Here is a 15,140-nt window from a genome sequence, read left to right on the forward strand (position 1 = left end):
CATGTCAGAACGTTTGAACACAGAAGAGTTAAGTATTGGGTATGCAGAGGCTACAATTGTTAAAGGGTTGAACTTAACTATCCCTACGGGAAAAATAACCGCACTAGTGGGCGCTAACGGTTCTGGTAAATCTACAATTCTTAAAACAATGGCCCGGATCATGAAGCCTAAGAGCGGCAGTGTAATGTTGGACGGCAAATCGATCCATAACTTTTCAACGAAAGAGGTAGCACGTCAGCTTGCGATCTTACCGCAAAACCCAACGGCTCCAGACGGACTAACGGTCTCTGAACTTGTCAGCTATGGTCGCTTCCCGCATCAAAAAGGATTTGGCACAATGACAGCAGAGGATCGCAGCATTATCTCTAACGCAATCACTGTTACAGGTATGGAGCCTTTCCATGACCGTCCGATTGACCGCTTATCTGGAGGACAACGTCAGCGTGCTTGGATCGCTATGGCATTGGCGCAAGAAACTGACATTCTATTCCTGGACGAACCAACAACATTTCTAGATATGGCTCACCAGCTTGAAGTTCTACAGCTTCTGCAAAAGCTGAATGAGGAAGAAGGCCGTACCATTATCATGGTCGTGCATGATTTGAATCATGCTACTCGTTATGCACAGCATATGGTAGCTATTAAATCCGGTACTGTGGTTAGTGAAGGCTCACCTACTGAAGTTATGACACCAGATGTACTGCGGGAAGTGTTTGGAATTGAGGCAGATATTGTTCCAGATCCACGCACCGGTGTGCCGCTGTGCCTTCCTTACGAGCTTGCTGCATACAAAGCTGTGTAATCATAATTGAAAATCATACAACGAACAGGCTCCCGTCATTGACAAGGGAGCCTGTTCGTTGTTACAGTTGTGGTTGCCTACAAATCCATGATACCACTACTAAAAATAGATCAAGGACCATCATTTATACATGGTTAAAGGAGCATGAAACATGAATATTGACAAAATTCAAAATGACCTAGAGCAGCTAATGACTGCAGGGATTGTGAAGAGTCATGAGAACTTAAAAGATCACGTGTATACCAAAATGGGCGGTAAAGCTGATATTTTGGCAGCACCAGCTACTTATGAGGAAATTCAAAAGATCGTTACATATGCAGAACAGAATGGGATAAACCTTACGGTACTTGGGAACGGCTCCAATGTGATTATCCGTGATGGAGGTGTGCGTGGAATAGTTCTGCAAACGGCAGGACTAACGGATGTGGGGATTCGAGACAATCTCTTATATGCGGAGTGTGGCGCTAAGATTATTGATGTTTCCAGATATGCGCTGGATATGGAGCTTACGGGTCTTGAGTTCGCCTGTGGTATTCCAGGAACGGTTGGTGGAGCGTTATACATGAACGCAGGCGCTTACGGCGGAGAAATTAAAGATGTACTGCATAGTGCACTGGCTATAACTAAGAGCGGACAATTAGTGACTCTGCAAGGGGATGAGCTGCAATGGGGTTATAGAAAAAGCGTGTTCGCAAGCGGTGAATACATCGTACTTGAGGCCAATTTTGCTATGACTTCTGGTGATGCATTAGCTATCAAGTCGAAAATGGATGAACTTACTTATCTGCGTGAATCCAAGCAACCGCTTGAGTATCCTTCCTGTGGTAGTGTCTTTAAACGTCCTCCAGGTCGGTTTGCAGGTCAGTTAATTCAAGAGAGTGGCTTGCAGGGAACAAGAATTGGTGGTGCTGAGGTATCCAAGAAACATGCAGGGTTTATTGTAAATGCAGATAATGCAACCGCCAGCGATTACATTGGGCTAATTCACCATGTAAGAGCAACTGTGAAGGATAAATTCGGCGTGGAGCTTGAAACTGAAGTGGAGATCATTGGGGAAGAGTAACTATTAATTAGAAAGAGCCCACAGATTACTGTGGGCTCTTTTGCTGTCATTACATATGGCTTAATCCACTGAAAGGGTATATTTAGCTCTCTCAGTAGTTATTCCAGCCTTGCGATCACTTATGTCCTCAATCCGAAGCCCGTCAATAGCTAAGTCATAGGTGGAGTGTGGTAGCGATACTAGCTCACCATCGGCGTTTAAAGTGCTGCCAAATCCTTTTAATATTAATGCACTCCCAAGATAATCATCGATAACATCCTCCGCACTCCGAAACTCAACAGCCTCTAGATTAAAATGAATTTTATCCAGATCACGAAGCTCTTTCTTTTCAATTACAATAGTTTCATTCACATGACTGTTAATCCAGTCCATAAGTTTCTGTATACTTTGTTCCATTAGATGATCCCACCCTTACCTCGAAGATTATTATGTTTAAGTTACCCTTTTCTTAGGATTTGAATCCTTACTTTTGCCACATCTGAGCGGATTTGAACAAAGGAAGGTACTGAGGAATAGCGAATGTTACAGAATAGCAACAACAGAGATAATCCTCTACAACCAGAATAAGGATAGAAGAAAGTTAACTATTCTAAAAAGGGGGGAGTGTTATTGATTCAGCTAACTGAGGTCTCAAAATATTATCAGGAGAGGTGTGCAGTTGATCGAATTACTTTCACGGTGGAGAAAGGTGAGGTCTTTGGATTTCTAGGTCCCAATGGTGCAGGGAAGACTACAACGATGCGCATGATGACAGGGCTTCTTCAGTCTACAAGCGGAGAAATTTTAATTAATGGCATGAATATTTCACGTCATAAAAAAGAAATCCATGCTCAAATTGGTGTTGTTTTCGAGCTTCCGAACCTATACATGCGTAGTTCTATTCGAAATAATCTGGAGCTGTTCGCTGATCTGTATAGGGTAGCAGGAAATCGAGTGAATGAAGTCATGGAAACCCTCCAGCTGTTAGATAAGGAAAAAGCTAAAGTAAGCAGCTTATCCAAAGGCTGGAAGCAGCGTGTTCTAATCGCCAGAGCATTATTACATAAGCCTCAAGTGTTGTTTTTAGATGAGCCTACAAGTGGGTTAGATCCAAATTCAGCTTCACTCATACGTAATCACGTCAAGAGAATTCAAGAAGAAGGCACAACCATTGTCTTAACGACGCATGATATGTACGAAGCCGAGGAATTAAGCGATAGAGTGGGCATCATGCACGCTGGTGCATTAGTGGCACTCGATGAACCGCATAGACTTAAGACCATTTATGGTAAACCAGAAATTGAAGTTAAATATCAGCAGGATGGTAAAGTGGTTATGAAATCCTGGCCGATTGCAGAAGAAGCTACTAAAGATCATATCTATCAGTTAATGTCTACGAATCAAATTCTAAGTATGCACAGCAAAGAAGCTTCGCTGGCAGATGTATTCGCTGCCCTGACGGGAAGTGAGCTAAGTTGAGTTATCAGATATGGAAGCTGTTTAAACATGAAAGTAAGGATATACTGGGTAATCCTGCGACTGTAATTCTAATAATTTTGCCTATATTTATGGCTAAAATCATCATTACTGTAGTGGACAAGAGCGGTTTGGACTTCATGCTTCTTTCTACATGGATATTATTTGCGCAAGTGATGGTTGGGATCATGATTACCGGCCCAGGATTAATTGAGGAGCGGGAGAGTAAGACTTATGATGCGCTGTTGATTACTCCGCTAAGCAGAGGCCAGATTATTACTGCGAAAGCTGGATCTGTTCTTGTTTTTTCTTTGTTATCACAGATGATTGTTTATGTACTAAATCAAGGTTTGACAATGGATTTACTCCCTTCCTTATTGTATATGTTATTGGGTGGAATTATCTTTGTGCAAGTTGGAATTATCATTGGTTTAAAGGTAAGTTCCTCCAAAAATGGTTCAGCCATCAGCTCCGCATTTATGGTTGTTTTTTTCTTAGTAGCTTCTGTGTACGTCGCTCTTCCAGAATGGACCTATCCGATCTTTGTTATTCTGCCAAGTATTGAAATCGTCCAGAATTTGAACAGTATTCTAAATGGAGAAGGAGTATTGCTCCTAGAAAGCCTGCTTTTACTCTTGTGGATTGTGGTGCTTTCGCTCTGGATTTGGAAGACGGGCAAAGCGTAGAACTTGTCAGAAGCAAATTACCGTGGTATAGTTCAAGACGCAATATGCATGAAGAAGAAGTCTGCACGGATTGTGCAGGAGAGGTTCGCGAACTCCCTCTATAAAAAACTAAGAGTATATTAAATCTTATAAGCGGATGCAGTCCTTAACCCGGACGTTGCTTCCGTTTCTTCTTAGTGGAGCAAAGTTTTCGAAATCTCGTTCTTCTTTCCATTACCGGCCAAGGCCGAAGGAAAAGAGAGGGGTTTTTTGTCGTGTCAGAAGGAAGATTGAAAGAGGAAATGCAAGAAGTCACTTTACTTGGTAATCAGGGAACGCAGTACAAGTTTGGTTATGATCCAGCTATTCTTGAGGTGTTTGATAACAAGCATCCAGGGCGTGATTATTTTGTTAAATTCAACTGCCCTGAGTTTACTAGCTTATGTCCTGTTACAGGCCAGCCGGATTTTGCCACACTGTATATTTCGTATATTCCTGAACAGAAAATGGTGGAATCTAAATCATTAAAGCTGTATCTGTTTAGCTTCCGTAACCACGGTGACTTTCATGAGGACTGCGTCAACATTATTATGAATGATCTGATCTCACTGATGGACCCACGATATATTGAGGTATGGGGCAAGTTCACTCCGCGTGGAGGCATATCTATTGATCCTTATTGCAACTATGGAAGACCGGGTACGAAGTATGAGGCGATGGCGGAGCACCGCTTAATGAATCACGACCTCTATCCGGAAAAAGTGGATAACCGCTAATCCCAACAAGTTGATAAGGAGAGATTAAGATGAACAAAAAAGCACTCGTCGTATTTAGCGGCGGACAAGATAGCACCACTTGCCTGGTTTGGGCATTGAAGCAGTTTGAGGAAGTGCAGGTAGTTACCTTTAATTATAATCAGCGTCATGCGGCTGAAATCGAAGTTGCTACAGAAATAGCAGCTAAGTTTAATGTAAAACAGCATATCCTTGATCTTGGGCTGCTTAATCAGCTGGCACCAAATGCACTAACCCGCCAGGATATTGATATCGTTGCTGGCGAAGGTGATGAGCTTCCTAGTACATTTGTTGACGGACGGAATCTGTTATTTTTGTCTTTTTCCGCAATATTAGCTAAACAATTGGGTTACTCCCATATCGTCACTGGTGTCTGCCAAACGGACTTTAGCGGGTATCCGGACTGCCGTGATGTATTTGTGAAATCATTGAATGTTACGCTGAATTTATCTATGGACTATGAGTTTGCGATACACACTCCATTGATGTGGCTGGATAAAAAAGAAACATGGAATATGGCAGATGAACTGGGTTATTTTGATTATGTTCGCGAACACACATTGACCTGTTACAACGGTATTATTGGCAGTGGCTGCGGTACTTGTCCAGCCTGTCTGTTGCGTCAGCGTGGTCTTGAGCAATATGAGGCGGAGAGAATGGAGGCCGGTTCTTAATGCTTAACGAGGTTTCAGTCTGCAAAATATTTACGTTTGATGCGGCGCACCAATTAATTGGTCACAAAGGGAAATGCAGCAATCTGCACGGACATACTTATAAGCTCGAAGTAGTGCTTAAGGGCAAACCAGAGGCTACGGAAGGCCATTCAGACGAAGGGTTTGTTATTGACTTCAGCGATATCAAGACGACTGTGCAACAAAGCCTTGTAGATCGTTTAGATCACGCTTTTCTTGCTATGGGAAATGAACCTGTGTTAGAAACGTTAACGAATACGGGCTCCAAAGTAGCTTTGTTGTCTTTCCGCACCACAGTGGAGAATATGTCTTCATATATTGCCTACAAGCTTAAGCAAGCAGGGTTGCCTTTGTACTCGGTAAAGCTATGGGAGACTCCAACCTCCTGGGCAGAGGTGCTGGCTGAAGATGTTCCGGATGAAGGGCCATCCTACCGTTTATATGGAGGCTGTGACTGTGAGTAAGATTCCTGTAATTGAAATGTTCGGTCCGACTATTCAAGGCGAAGGTGCGGTAATTGGAGTGAAGACGATGTTTGTCCGCACCTATGGCTGCGATTATCGCTGTGGCTGGTGTGACTCTGCTTTTACTTGGGATGGTACTGCTAAGGATAAGGTTCGAATGATGACCTCGGATGAAATTATGAATGAACTTTTAGCTATAGCTGGAGATAATTTCGACTGTGTTACGATTTCAGGCGGAAATCCTGCTTTGATTGGTGACGGGATGGGCACTTTTATTAACCTGCTACATGAGCGAGGGATACAAGCTGCAATAGAAACTCAGGGGAGTAAATGGCAGGATTGGTTCAATGACGTGGATGTGCTGACAATTAGCCCTAAACCCCCAAGCTCAGGAATGACGACGAATTGGGAAATGCTAGATAACATCATGAGTAAAATGGAGAAACTGGGTCGTTCTACGCATAGCTTGAAGGTCGTAGTGTTTGACGATAAGGATTTTGATTATGCAAAAGACATTCACCAGCGATATCCCAATGTGCAGCTCTTTCTGCAGCCTGGGAATGATGATGTCACTGAAGAAGGCGACATTTCTGCTCGACTTTTGGGAAGGCTGGAATGGTTGTTTAATAAAGTAATCGTAGACGCTGATATGAATAGAGTACGTGTCCTTCCACAGCTGCATGCATTGATCTGGCATAATAAGCGTGGCAAGTAAAAAGTATTTAAATGTAACGGGTGTCTGCTCAGCAGATGCCCTTTTTTTATTGATTTAAGCCTTTAAATAGGTAGATAGAATGTCCCATAATCTGGTATGATTTTCATAAAAGTTGTAGGAGGTACTAAATGGGAAATTCAACTGCACTATTAATTATCGATGTTCAAGAAGCTATGTTCTCCTATCCTGATCAAAAGCTGTACGATGAAGAGGGTGTAATGGAGAGAATTATTTCCCTTCAGAACAAAGCTAGGGTAGCAGGTACTCCAATAGTTTATATTCAACACACCGAAGATGAGGAATATACAAAAGGTACGCCCACATGGCAGATCAGTCACCGCATCACACCGCAGGAAGGTGAAGTTATTGTGGAGAAGCCTACTTGGGATGCTTTTCACCGAACCGAACTGCAAGAGGAGCTACAGAAGCTGGGGATCACGAATCTGGTGATTTGTGGGATGCAAAGTGAGTTCTGCCTAGATACGACAATAAGACGCGCATACAGTATGGGTTATAAGAGTGTTCTCGTACAAGATGCTCATAGCACCTTTGATAATGGGGTACTGAATAGTAGTGAGATCGTTAAGCATCATAATGCAGTAATCGGAGGGAGATTCGCCCAGTTACGAGCTGAAAGCGAGGTTCAGTTCTAGATGAGTACACCTCAGGCTGCCATGAAACCTATTCAGCGTTCTCGACTTAGACTATTTGCCGGAAAGCGATATTTTATTTGGAAAAGATATTTGAAATGGTGCACTAGCCGCAGCAAGGTGGCGAAGCAGCGCACTAGTGAAATTTTATCTAATGAAGTGATGACTCATGCTACACCGTTATTAAGAAGTCTACGGAATGTAGATATGGTGCTTCAATACAATAAAATAACCAATTTACGTCTGGCGATAACGAAGCTGGATGGGCTCATGGTGCGCCCGGGTGAGACTTTTTCCTATTGGAGAAGCATCGGTAAGCCCAGTAAGCGAAAAGGGTATCTAGAGGGGATGGTGCTGCATTATGGTGGCTTCCATTCTGGAGTCGGCGGGGGACTGTGCCAGTTGTCCAATCTGATCTACTGGATGACACTGCATACACCTCTTACGGTTACAGAACGGCATCGGCACAGCTATGATGTATTTCCAGATGAACAGCGTACACAGCCATTTGGAAGCGGGGCCACCTGTTCTTATAATTATTTGGATCTTCAAATGAAGAATAACACGAATCAAACATATCAATTAAAGCTCTGGCTGGATGACAGCCATTTGCATGGGGAATGGAGATGCGATGAGCAGTCCCTTTATAAATATGAAGTGTACGAAAGTGATCATCGGATAAGCCTAGAACCATGGGGCGGATATATTCGTAGCAATAAGATCAGTCGAAAAATATTCACACGTACCGGCGACCTAGTTGGAGATGAAGCTGTAACGGATAACTATGCGCTTATGATGTATTCTCCGCTTCTTCATGGATAAGAGGATAAGGTAATGGGTTATAACATAGAAGACACGTTATCGTTCTATCCTATGCTATACTCAAAGGAGCGGCTTAACAGCATGAAAGCATTAACCTACCAAGGGAAGAAGAAAGTGAAAGTTAAAGAGGTTGCTGATCCGAAGATTGAGAAAAAGGATGACATTATCGTTCGAATTACTTCTACAGCGATTTGTGGCTCAGATCTGCACATTTTTAACGGTGAAATTCCAGGTATGCATGATGACTATGTTATTGGTCATGAGCCCATGGGCATTGTTGAGGAGACCGGTCCAGACGTAACTAAGGTCAAGAAAGGCGACCGGATCATTATTCCCTTTAATGTAGCCTGTGGTCAGTGCTACTTCTGCCAGCATGAGATGGAGAGTCAATGCGACAATGCTAATGACGCCAAGGATACAGGCGGATATCTGGGTTATTCCGATACTTATGGGGGCTTTGCAGGAGGGCAAGCCGAATTACTGCGGGTTCCTTATGGTAATTTCGGCCCTTTTGTCGTTCCTGAGGATGCAGAAATGGAAGATGAGAAAATTCTTTTCTTATCTGATATTGTTCCTACTGCTTGGTGGGGAGTAGAAAGCGGCGGAGTGAAGCCAGGGGATACAGTCATTGTTCTCGGCTGCGGGCCTGTTGGTCTGCTTACTCAGAAGTTTGCCTGGATCAAAGGCGCCTCAAGAGTAATTGCAGTTGATCATATTGGCTACCGTCTGCAGCATGCGAAGCTGACCAATAATGTCGAAATTTACAACTTTGAAGAGATTAAGGATATTGAAGCTCATTTGAAGGAGATAACACATGGGGGAGCAGATGTAGTTATTGACTGTGTAGGTTTGGATGCCAAAATATCTGCTTTGGAGAAAGTGGAAACCACTCTGAAGCTACAGGGAGGCTCACTCAGTGCATTTAGAATGGCCTCGGATATCGTACGTAAATTCGGAACTATTCAGCTTGTAGGAGTTTATGGGCTTAATTACAATATGTTCCCGCTGGGTCAGCTATTTGAACGGAACATTTCATTAAAGATGGGACAAGCGCCAGTGATTCACTATATGCCGTTGCTGTATAAGATGATTAAAGAAAATAAATTTGATCCTACAGATATCATTACGCATCGCCTGCCAATTAGTAAAGCGGAGTATGGCTATGACATTTTTAGTGAGAAAAAAGAGGATTGCATCAAGGTGGTTCTGAAACCTTAGCCTTTAAGAAGCATGAGCTCTCGTCAGAAATGACATTGCTTATGCTTTTTTTAGTGAAATCTAATGAAAATAGATGCATTTTTTCACGGTCTGCGTTAAATTAACATAAGTGACTTAAGATAGTGAAAGGACGCGTACCATGTGAAGCTTAAAAAACCGCCACTTCCTATTCCGATTTTAATGTTGATTGGGATTGTGGCCATCTCTTTTTCCGCCATTTTTATTAAGTGGTCTGCAGCGCCAGCGTCTATACAAGGAATGTATCGGCTGTTGTTCACCTCGCTGCTGATGTTGCCTTTTGCAAGACCATACAGCGGAGCAGCGTTCGCTCTTCGTAAAAAAGACTGGATCATGCTAGTGCTCTCAGGCACTATGCTAGCTCTACATTTTTTGCTTTGGATGGGCTCTTTGAAGTATACTTCGGTAGCTAGTTCAACGATGATCATGGCGCTGGAGCCAGTGTTTATTATGCTGGGCGTTTATTTTTTGTATAAGGAAAAAACGGCTGTGTCTGCTATTCTGGGGCTGAGTATTGCTATTGGCGGAGTAGTGTTTATCGGTTGGGGCGATATTGGTATCTCTGCAGATAATCTTAAAGGTGATTTGTTATCGGTTGGAGGAACAGTAGCGGTAGCTGTGCATATGCTTATCGGTCAAAAGCTTGTAGTGCGCATGCCCTCATACCTGTACAGCTTGATAGTCTTCTTATCAGCGGCTGGTGTGTTTGCCATTTACAATCTGTTCATGGGGATTTCCTTTTTTAATTATCCTGCGAATGAGTGGGGGATTTTCCTATTGCTAGCAGTTGTTCCTACGGTGTTTGGCCATATATTATTTAATTGGTTGCTTCAGTATGTATCCGCAACTACGGTATCTATGAACATCTTAGGAGAACCAGTGGGGGCTAGTATCCTTGCTTATCTGCTATTAGGTGAACAATTAACTGCGCTACAATGGGCAGGTGGACTTTTGGTTATGTTTGGACTTGGCGTATATTTGTACGCTGGAAGAAAGAAAACGATTCAGGTGGCAGATGCCATTCAGAATGCTTCATAACAGATATTTTAATCATAAAGGGGTCGCAAGGTATGGAAGAACAAGATCAAAATTTAGAACTGCATCCTGGAAAAGGCACTGCGCCAACGAGTGAGGAACTATGGAACGAAGACACGTACACAGCTTGGGTTGCTCGATTTGGTACACCGTCTGAGGCTGCAGCCAAGTTAATCAAGGAACCAAGTGCAAAGCTGTACCCGCTCTCTTCTTATTTTGGAGATGTACAGGGTAAAAAGATGATGAATCTCATGGGATCAAACGGAATGAAGGCAGTCGCGCTGTCATTACTTGGAGCGGACGTTACTGTTGCTGACTTCTCAGAAGCTAATGCGCGTTATGCAGCTGATCTCGCACAAGAAGCAGGTGTTCAGCTTAACTATATCGTATCAGATGTTCTTAAGCTGCCAGATCACGTGCTCGATGGTTCATATGATATCGTATTTGCTGAATTAGGAATTGTACACTACTTTACCGAACTAGCACCGTTTATGGAAACCGTCCGCCATTTACTTTCTCCTGGTGGGATTTTTGTTCTACGTGATTTCCATCCTGTGACAACTAAGCTTATATCCTCTAAGGGTTCTACAGCGAAGGTTCGTAAGCACAAAGTTAGCGGGGACTATTTCAATACGACATTGGAAGAAAAAAAGGTCTCGTACTCTAAGTATTTGCCTTCCACAGGCAAACCAATAGACGAACAGGAACATAGCGTTGTATATTGGCGCCGCTGGACGCTTGGAGAAATTGTAACAGCTGCTGCCAGTTCCGGGCTTGTGATCCGCCAATTGATCGAAGAACCCAATCTATCCTCGGATGTTTATGATAAAGGAATACCAAAGACATTCACCTTGGTGGCAGGAAAGGGTCAGAACCTGTAGGCTATTCGAATGTAACTGTTATACACATATGAGCTTATCTAAAGGCTACTTCGTCCGTAAAAGGACGGTGTAGTCTTTTTTGCTTGCTTCAAAACATAAAATTTTAAACTTTTTTACGGAGATTATTCCATTACATTGGAAACTTATAGGTAATACAATAATTTTACATTCAACATTTGAAAGCGATTACTTTACAAAAAGGCATTTATAAAGGATTTGAGGTGGATATGAAATGGACGAAGTATTGCTACGAATGGCGGGGATTGATAAATTTTTTCCTGGTGTTCATGCATTGAATCAATGTCAATTTGAGCTGAAGCGTGGGGAAGTGCATGCCTTAGTCGGTGAAAATGGCGCAGGAAAGTCTACCTTAATGAAGATTGCAACAGGAGTCTATTCCAAGGATGCGGGTCAGATGTGGTACAAGGGATCTGAGGTGGAAATTGCCAATACTCGTGCTGCGCAGGAACTCGGGATTAGTATTATCCATCAGGAACTGAACCTAATGCCGCATCTTACAGTGGCCCAAAATATATTTATTGGTCGTGAGCCACGTAAGGCATTGAAATGGTTCGTTGATGATCTGGAGCTAAATCGTAAGGTGCAGGAACTGTTTGATCAGATGAATCTAAAGCTTGATCCGAAGACCTTGGTCTCAGACCTGACTGTTGCCAATCAGCAAATGGTTGAAATCGCCAAAGCCTTGTCCTTTAATGCGGAGGTACTGATCATGGATGAACCAACTGCAGCGTTGACTGATACGGAAATTAACGAGTTATTCCGTATGATCGAGCAATTACGAGAAAAAGGTGTAGGTATTATATACATCTCTCACCGCATGGATGAGTTGAAACGGATCACAGACCGCATTACAGTCATGCGGGATGGTTGTTATGTGGATACTGTTCGGACGGATTCAATAACCATTGATCAGATAATTAGCATGATGGTTGGTCGTGATCTGTATCAAACGTCGAAGCCAACGCTTTCGTTACAGACAGAGCAAGTCGTATTAGAGGTTCGAAACTTATCCAGTGGGCAAATGTTGAAGGATATCAGCTTTCATCTGAATAAAGGTGAGATTCTGGGCTTCGCTGGATTAATGGGCGCTGGACGTACTGAGGTTGTTCGTGCCGTATTTGGGGCTGATCCTATCGATAAGGGTGAGATTAAGCTGCATGGAAATACGGTTCGTATAAAACAGCCTCACCAAGCCGTGCAGCATGGAATTGGCTATTTGTCCGAAGATCGCAAACGCTACGGGCTGCTTGTAGATATGGACATTAGCATGAATAATGCGATTGCTTCCTTCTATAAATTCCGTAATGCATTCGGATGGATGAGGGATCGGGAGATGCGAAAGTCCGCGGAGCAGCATGCGGAAGCACTAGCAACCAAGACTCCAAGTGTAAGTCAAAAAGTCAAATTCTTATCCGGTGGGAATCAGCAAAAAGTAGTTATCGGGAAATGGTTAACGAGAGATTGCGATGTGTTGATCTTTGACGAGCCAACACGTGGTATTGATGTAGGAGCGAAAAGTGAGATCTATAAGTTGCTTGATCAGCTAGCAGGTGAGGGAAAAGCGATCATTATAGTCTCTTCAGATCTCCCAGAGATTCTAAGAATGAGCCATCGCATTATTGTCATGTGTGAAGGACGTATAACTGGTGAACTACTCGCAGAAGAAGCATCGCAAGAAGCGATAATGAAATATGCGACGATGCGTTCATAATCGTTCAATGTTTATCGGAGGTGTCAAGGTCATGAAGATCGCAGATAAAGGGATTAGCCAGCCTATCAGCTCGAAGCAAACCGGGGCGCAATCAGGGTTTAAACAAAAATTACTAGCATTCGCAAGTTTGATCATTCTGGTCATCGTATTTTCAGTAGCATCAAGTAACTTTTTTCAGTTTTCTAACCTAGTTGGAATCCTCGTCTCGACAGCTGTAATTGGGGTATTAGCGCTGGGCGCAACCTTTGTAATTATTACGGGCGGGATCGACCTTGCTTTGGGTACTGTGATGACCTTCTCCTCGGTGATGGTTGGCGTCATCATTACATTCTGGGGTCTACCTGTTCCACTCGGAATTGTAGGCGGGATTCTAGCTGGTGCACTATGCGGTTTTATAAGTGGTTTAATGGTGGCGAAAATGAATATTCCACCTTTCATTGCTACTCTGGCGATCATGATGGTCACTAAAGGATTATCACTTGTCATAACGGGTGCCAAGCCGATTTATTTCAATGATGATCCGATTTTTGCCAAGATTGCAATGGGCAAGATGATCCCAGGCATTCCTAACACCATCGTAATCTTCCTATTGCTCGGTGTTATCGCAAGCATCATCTTGTCGAAGACCATTATTGGACGCTATAACTTTGCACTTGGCAGCAATGAAGAAGCAACTCGCTTATCAGGTGTGAATACGGTCAAATGGAAGATTGTGATCTATACCATCACAGGGATTTTCAGCGGAATCGCTGGTATCCTGATGGCATCACGTCTAAATTCAGCCCAACCATCACTTGGCACTGGTTATGAACTTGAAGCTATAGCGGCTGTCGTCATTGGAGGCACATCTTTAAGCGGGGGCGTAGGTTCTATTCTAGGTACAATTATTGGTGCACTGATTATGAGTGTACTGACGAATGGCTTACAGATTATGTCCGTTGCTCAGGAATGGCGGACAGTCATTGTTGGTGTTGTCATCATCATAGCAGTGTATGCTGATATTCTTCGCAGACGGAAGCAATGAACGAGGTATTATCTCCATACGGAGTGATATACAAAGCAAATGACGAGGGGGAAGATTTAAATGAAACAACGTCGAAGAGGGATTATCATGCTTGCCAGTTTGTTATTGGCTACTACCTTACTTGGTGCTTGTAACAACAGTGATAGCAAAAAGAGTGCATCCGGTTCAGACAAACCATATATCCCAGTCATTTCAAAAGGCTTCCAGCATCAATTCTGGCAAGCGGTGAAGCAAGGAGCCGAGAAGGCTGCCAAGGAGTTTAATGTCGAGATTACGTTTGAAGGACCTGAAAATGAGAGTCAGGTAGATAAACAAATTGAGATGCTGCAGACGGCGCTAGATAAGAAACCAGCAGCAATCGCGTTAGCAGCTCTCGATAGCAAAGCAGCGATTCCATATCTGGAAAAGGCAAAGGAAAACAATATTCCAATCATTGGCTTTGACTCTGGTGTAGATAGCGATATTCCTGTAGCAACCGCAGCGACTGACAATAAAGCGGCAGCAGCTTTGGCAGCTGATAAAATGGCTGAGTTGATCGGCAAAAAGGGTAAAGTAGGTTTAGTTGTACATGACCAAACAAGCAGCACAGGTCAACAGCGTCGTGATGGCTTCTTAGAACAAATGAAAGCGAAATATCCAGATATTGAAGTGTTAGAGCCGCAATATGGCGGCGGAGATCAGTTGAAGTCCACGGATCTTGCAAAAGCGATGATGCAAGCCAATCCGGACCTTAAAGGAATCTATGGCTCAAACGAAGGATCTGCAGTAGGAGTAGCTAATGCAGTAAATGAATTACAGATGGGTGGTAAGATTGTGGTTATCGGCTTTGACTCCGGTAAACAGTTAATGGATGCTATTCGTAGTGGTGTTGTAGCTGGCGCTGTTACACAGGACCCCATTGGTATTGGGTATCAAGCGGTGAAGGCAGCTGTGCAGGCGATTAAAGGGGAAACCGTAGAAAAGAATATTGATACCGGGTTTCACTGGTACGATAAGAACAATATAGATTCCGATGAGATCAAACCTCTGCTGTACGAATAGAAGAGATTAATAATAGAGGTTGCCTCAAGAAGGCAACCTCTATTATGCTTATCCCAAAAGGTAAACATT

General features: G+C 43.2%; 17 protein-coding genes and 1 riboswitch. Of the genes, 16 read left to right on the forward strand and 1 reads right to left on the reverse strand.

Features of this window, described 5'->3' with window-relative positions; translation table 11 throughout:
• The first annotated feature begins 1 nt into the window (after position 1).
• Both MKX35_RS17705 and murB read left to right on the forward strand, forming a co-directional pair.
• A complete protein-coding gene (locus MKX35_RS17705) occupies positions 2-802 on the forward strand; it encodes an ABC transporter ATP-binding protein (RefSeq protein ID WP_042188632.1) in 801 nt (266 codons plus the stop codon).
• Positions 803-953: 151 nt separating this feature from the next.
• Positions 954-1,865 (forward strand): UDP-N-acetylmuramate dehydrogenase, encoded by a 912-nt coding sequence (gene murB / locus MKX35_RS17710; protein ID WP_076283599.1) that lies wholly within the window; start codon positions 954-956, stop codon positions 1,863-1,865.
• A gap of 60 nt (positions 1,866-1,925) precedes the next feature.
• Here murB and MKX35_RS17715 read toward each other — a convergent pair whose 3' ends face one another.
• Entirely contained in the window at positions 1,926-2,261 is a 336-nt protein-coding gene (locus MKX35_RS17715; RefSeq protein ID WP_076283600.1) for a hypothetical protein, read from the reverse strand.
• Between the two features lie 213 nt (positions 2,262-2,474).
• Here MKX35_RS17715 and MKX35_RS17720 point away from each other — a divergent pair, with 213 nt between their 5' ends.
• The 14 genes from MKX35_RS17720 to MKX35_RS17785 all read left to right on the forward strand — a co-directional run bounded on the left by MKX35_RS17720 (position 2,475) and on the right by MKX35_RS17785 (position 15,071).
• Positions 2,475-3,323, forward strand: a complete 849-nt coding sequence (locus MKX35_RS17720) for an ABC transporter ATP-binding protein (protein ID WP_076298720.1) — start codon at positions 2,475-2,477, stop codon at positions 3,321-3,323.
• Complete coding sequence (locus MKX35_RS17725) at positions 3,320-4,006, forward strand: ABC transporter permease (RefSeq protein WP_076298719.1); 687 nt, start codon at positions 3,320-3,322, stop codon at positions 4,004-4,006. Before MKX35_RS17720 ends, MKX35_RS17725 begins: the two co-directional genes overlap by 4 nt.
• Before the next feature lie 74 nt (positions 4,007-4,080).
• A riboswitch (PreQ1 riboswitch) is annotated at positions 4,081-4,124 on the forward strand.
• Between the two features lie 163 nt (positions 4,125-4,287).
• Positions 4,288-4,761 carry a preQ(1) synthase gene (gene queF / locus MKX35_RS17730; RefSeq protein WP_042193989.1) on the forward strand — a complete coding sequence of 158 codons (474 nt, stop codon included), beginning with the start codon at positions 4,288-4,290 and terminating at the stop codon, positions 4,759-4,761.
• A gap of 29 nt (positions 4,762-4,790) precedes the next feature.
• On the forward strand, positions 4,791-5,453 hold the full coding sequence (queC, locus tag MKX35_RS17735; protein ID WP_076298717.1) for a 7-cyano-7-deazaguanine synthase QueC: 663 nt from the start codon (positions 4,791-4,793) through the stop codon (positions 5,451-5,453).
• Positions 5,453-5,935 carry a 6-pyruvoyl trahydropterin synthase family protein gene (locus MKX35_RS17740; RefSeq protein WP_076298716.1) on the forward strand — a complete coding sequence of 161 codons (483 nt, stop codon included), beginning with the start codon at positions 5,453-5,455 and terminating at the stop codon, positions 5,933-5,935. Before queC ends, MKX35_RS17740 begins: the two co-directional genes overlap by 1 nt.
• On the forward strand, positions 5,928-6,650 hold the full coding sequence (gene queE, locus MKX35_RS17745; RefSeq protein WP_076298715.1) for a 7-carboxy-7-deazaguanine synthase QueE: 723 nt from the start codon (positions 5,928-5,930) through the stop codon (positions 6,648-6,650). Before MKX35_RS17740 ends, queE begins: the two co-directional genes overlap by 8 nt.
• A gap of 128 nt (positions 6,651-6,778) precedes the next feature.
• Entirely contained in the window at positions 6,779-7,303 is a 525-nt protein-coding gene (locus tag MKX35_RS17750; RefSeq protein WP_042188616.1) for a cysteine hydrolase family protein, read from the forward strand.
• Complete coding sequence (locus MKX35_RS17755) at positions 7,304-8,122, forward strand: VanW family protein (protein ID WP_256716237.1); 819 nt, start codon at positions 7,304-7,306, stop codon at positions 8,120-8,122. It abuts the gene before it with no gap.
• Between the two features lie 81 nt (positions 8,123-8,203).
• Positions 8,204-9,340, forward strand: a complete 1,137-nt coding sequence (locus MKX35_RS17760) for a zinc-dependent alcohol dehydrogenase (RefSeq protein WP_076298854.1) — start codon at positions 8,204-8,206, stop codon at positions 9,338-9,340.
• 141 nt (positions 9,341-9,481) lie between these two features.
• Positions 9,482-10,396 (forward strand): DMT family transporter, encoded by a 915-nt coding sequence (locus MKX35_RS17765; protein ID WP_179086659.1) that lies wholly within the window; start codon positions 9,482-9,484, stop codon positions 10,394-10,396.
• Between the two features lie 32 nt (positions 10,397-10,428).
• Positions 10,429-11,274 (forward strand): class I SAM-dependent methyltransferase, encoded by an 846-nt coding sequence (locus MKX35_RS17770; RefSeq protein WP_076298714.1) that lies wholly within the window; start codon positions 10,429-10,431, stop codon positions 11,272-11,274.
• A 232-nt stretch (positions 11,275-11,506) separates the two neighbouring features.
• Positions 11,507-13,006, forward strand: coding sequence for a sugar ABC transporter ATP-binding protein (locus tag MKX35_RS17775; RefSeq protein ID WP_076298713.1), 1,500 nt, complete (start codon positions 11,507-11,509; stop codon positions 13,004-13,006).
• 31 nt (positions 13,007-13,037) lie between these two features.
• A complete protein-coding gene (locus MKX35_RS17780; RefSeq protein WP_076283610.1) occupies positions 13,038-14,030 on the forward strand; it encodes an ABC transporter permease in 993 nt (330 codons plus the stop codon).
• A 60-nt stretch (positions 14,031-14,090) separates the two neighbouring features.
• Positions 14,091-15,071 carry an ABC transporter substrate-binding protein gene (locus MKX35_RS17785; protein WP_060623448.1) on the forward strand — a complete coding sequence of 327 codons (981 nt, stop codon included), beginning with the start codon at positions 14,091-14,093 and terminating at the stop codon, positions 15,069-15,071.
• Positions 15,072-15,140 lie beyond the last annotated feature (69 nt).

The organism is Paenibacillus sp. FSL R5-0923, assembly GCF_038009145.1.
Lineage (GTDB): Bacteria > Bacillota > Bacilli > Paenibacillales > Paenibacillaceae > Paenibacillus_AQ.

Excerpts from the sequence above, each read along its gene's own strand:
- MKX35_RS17705 (WP_042188632.1), top strand. The coding sequence starts at position 2 with ATGTCAGAACGTTTGAACACAGAAGAGTTAAGTATTGGGTATGCAGAG.
- MKX35_RS17780 (WP_076283610.1), top strand. The coding sequence starts at position 13,038 with ATGAAGATCGCAGATAAAGGGATTAGCCAGCCTATCAGCTCGAAGCAA.
- queF (WP_042193989.1), top strand. The coding sequence starts at position 4,288 with ATGCAAGAAGTCACTTTACTTGGTAATCAGGGAACGCAGTACAAGTTT.
- queC (WP_076298717.1), top strand. The coding sequence starts at position 4,791 with ATGAACAAAAAAGCACTCGTCGTATTTAGCGGCGGACAAGATAGCACC.
- MKX35_RS17785 (WP_060623448.1), top strand. The coding sequence starts at position 14,091 with ATGAAACAACGTCGAAGAGGGATTATCATGCTTGCCAGTTTGTTATTG.
- MKX35_RS17755 (WP_256716237.1), top strand. The coding sequence starts at position 7,304 with ATGAGTACACCTCAGGCTGCCATGAAACCTATTCAGCGTTCTCGACTT.
- murB (WP_076283599.1), top strand. The coding sequence starts at position 954 with ATGAATATTGACAAAATTCAAAATGACCTAGAGCAGCTAATGACTGCA.
- MKX35_RS17760 (WP_076298854.1), top strand. The coding sequence starts at position 8,204 with ATGAAAGCATTAACCTACCAAGGGAAGAAGAAAGTGAAAGTTAAAGAG.
- MKX35_RS17775 (WP_076298713.1), top strand. The coding sequence starts at position 11,507 with ATGGACGAAGTATTGCTACGAATGGCGGGGATTGATAAATTTTTTCCT.
- MKX35_RS17770 (WP_076298714.1), top strand. The coding sequence starts at position 10,429 with ATGGAAGAACAAGATCAAAATTTAGAACTGCATCCTGGAAAAGGCACT.
- MKX35_RS17740 (WP_076298716.1), top strand. The coding sequence starts at position 5,453 with ATGCTTAACGAGGTTTCAGTCTGCAAAATATTTACGTTTGATGCGGCG.
- MKX35_RS17715 (WP_076283600.1), bottom strand. The coding sequence starts at position 2,261 with ATGGAACAAAGTATACAGAAACTTATGGACTGGATTAACAGTCATGTG.
- MKX35_RS17750 (WP_042188616.1), top strand. The coding sequence starts at position 6,779 with ATGGGAAATTCAACTGCACTATTAATTATCGATGTTCAAGAAGCTATG.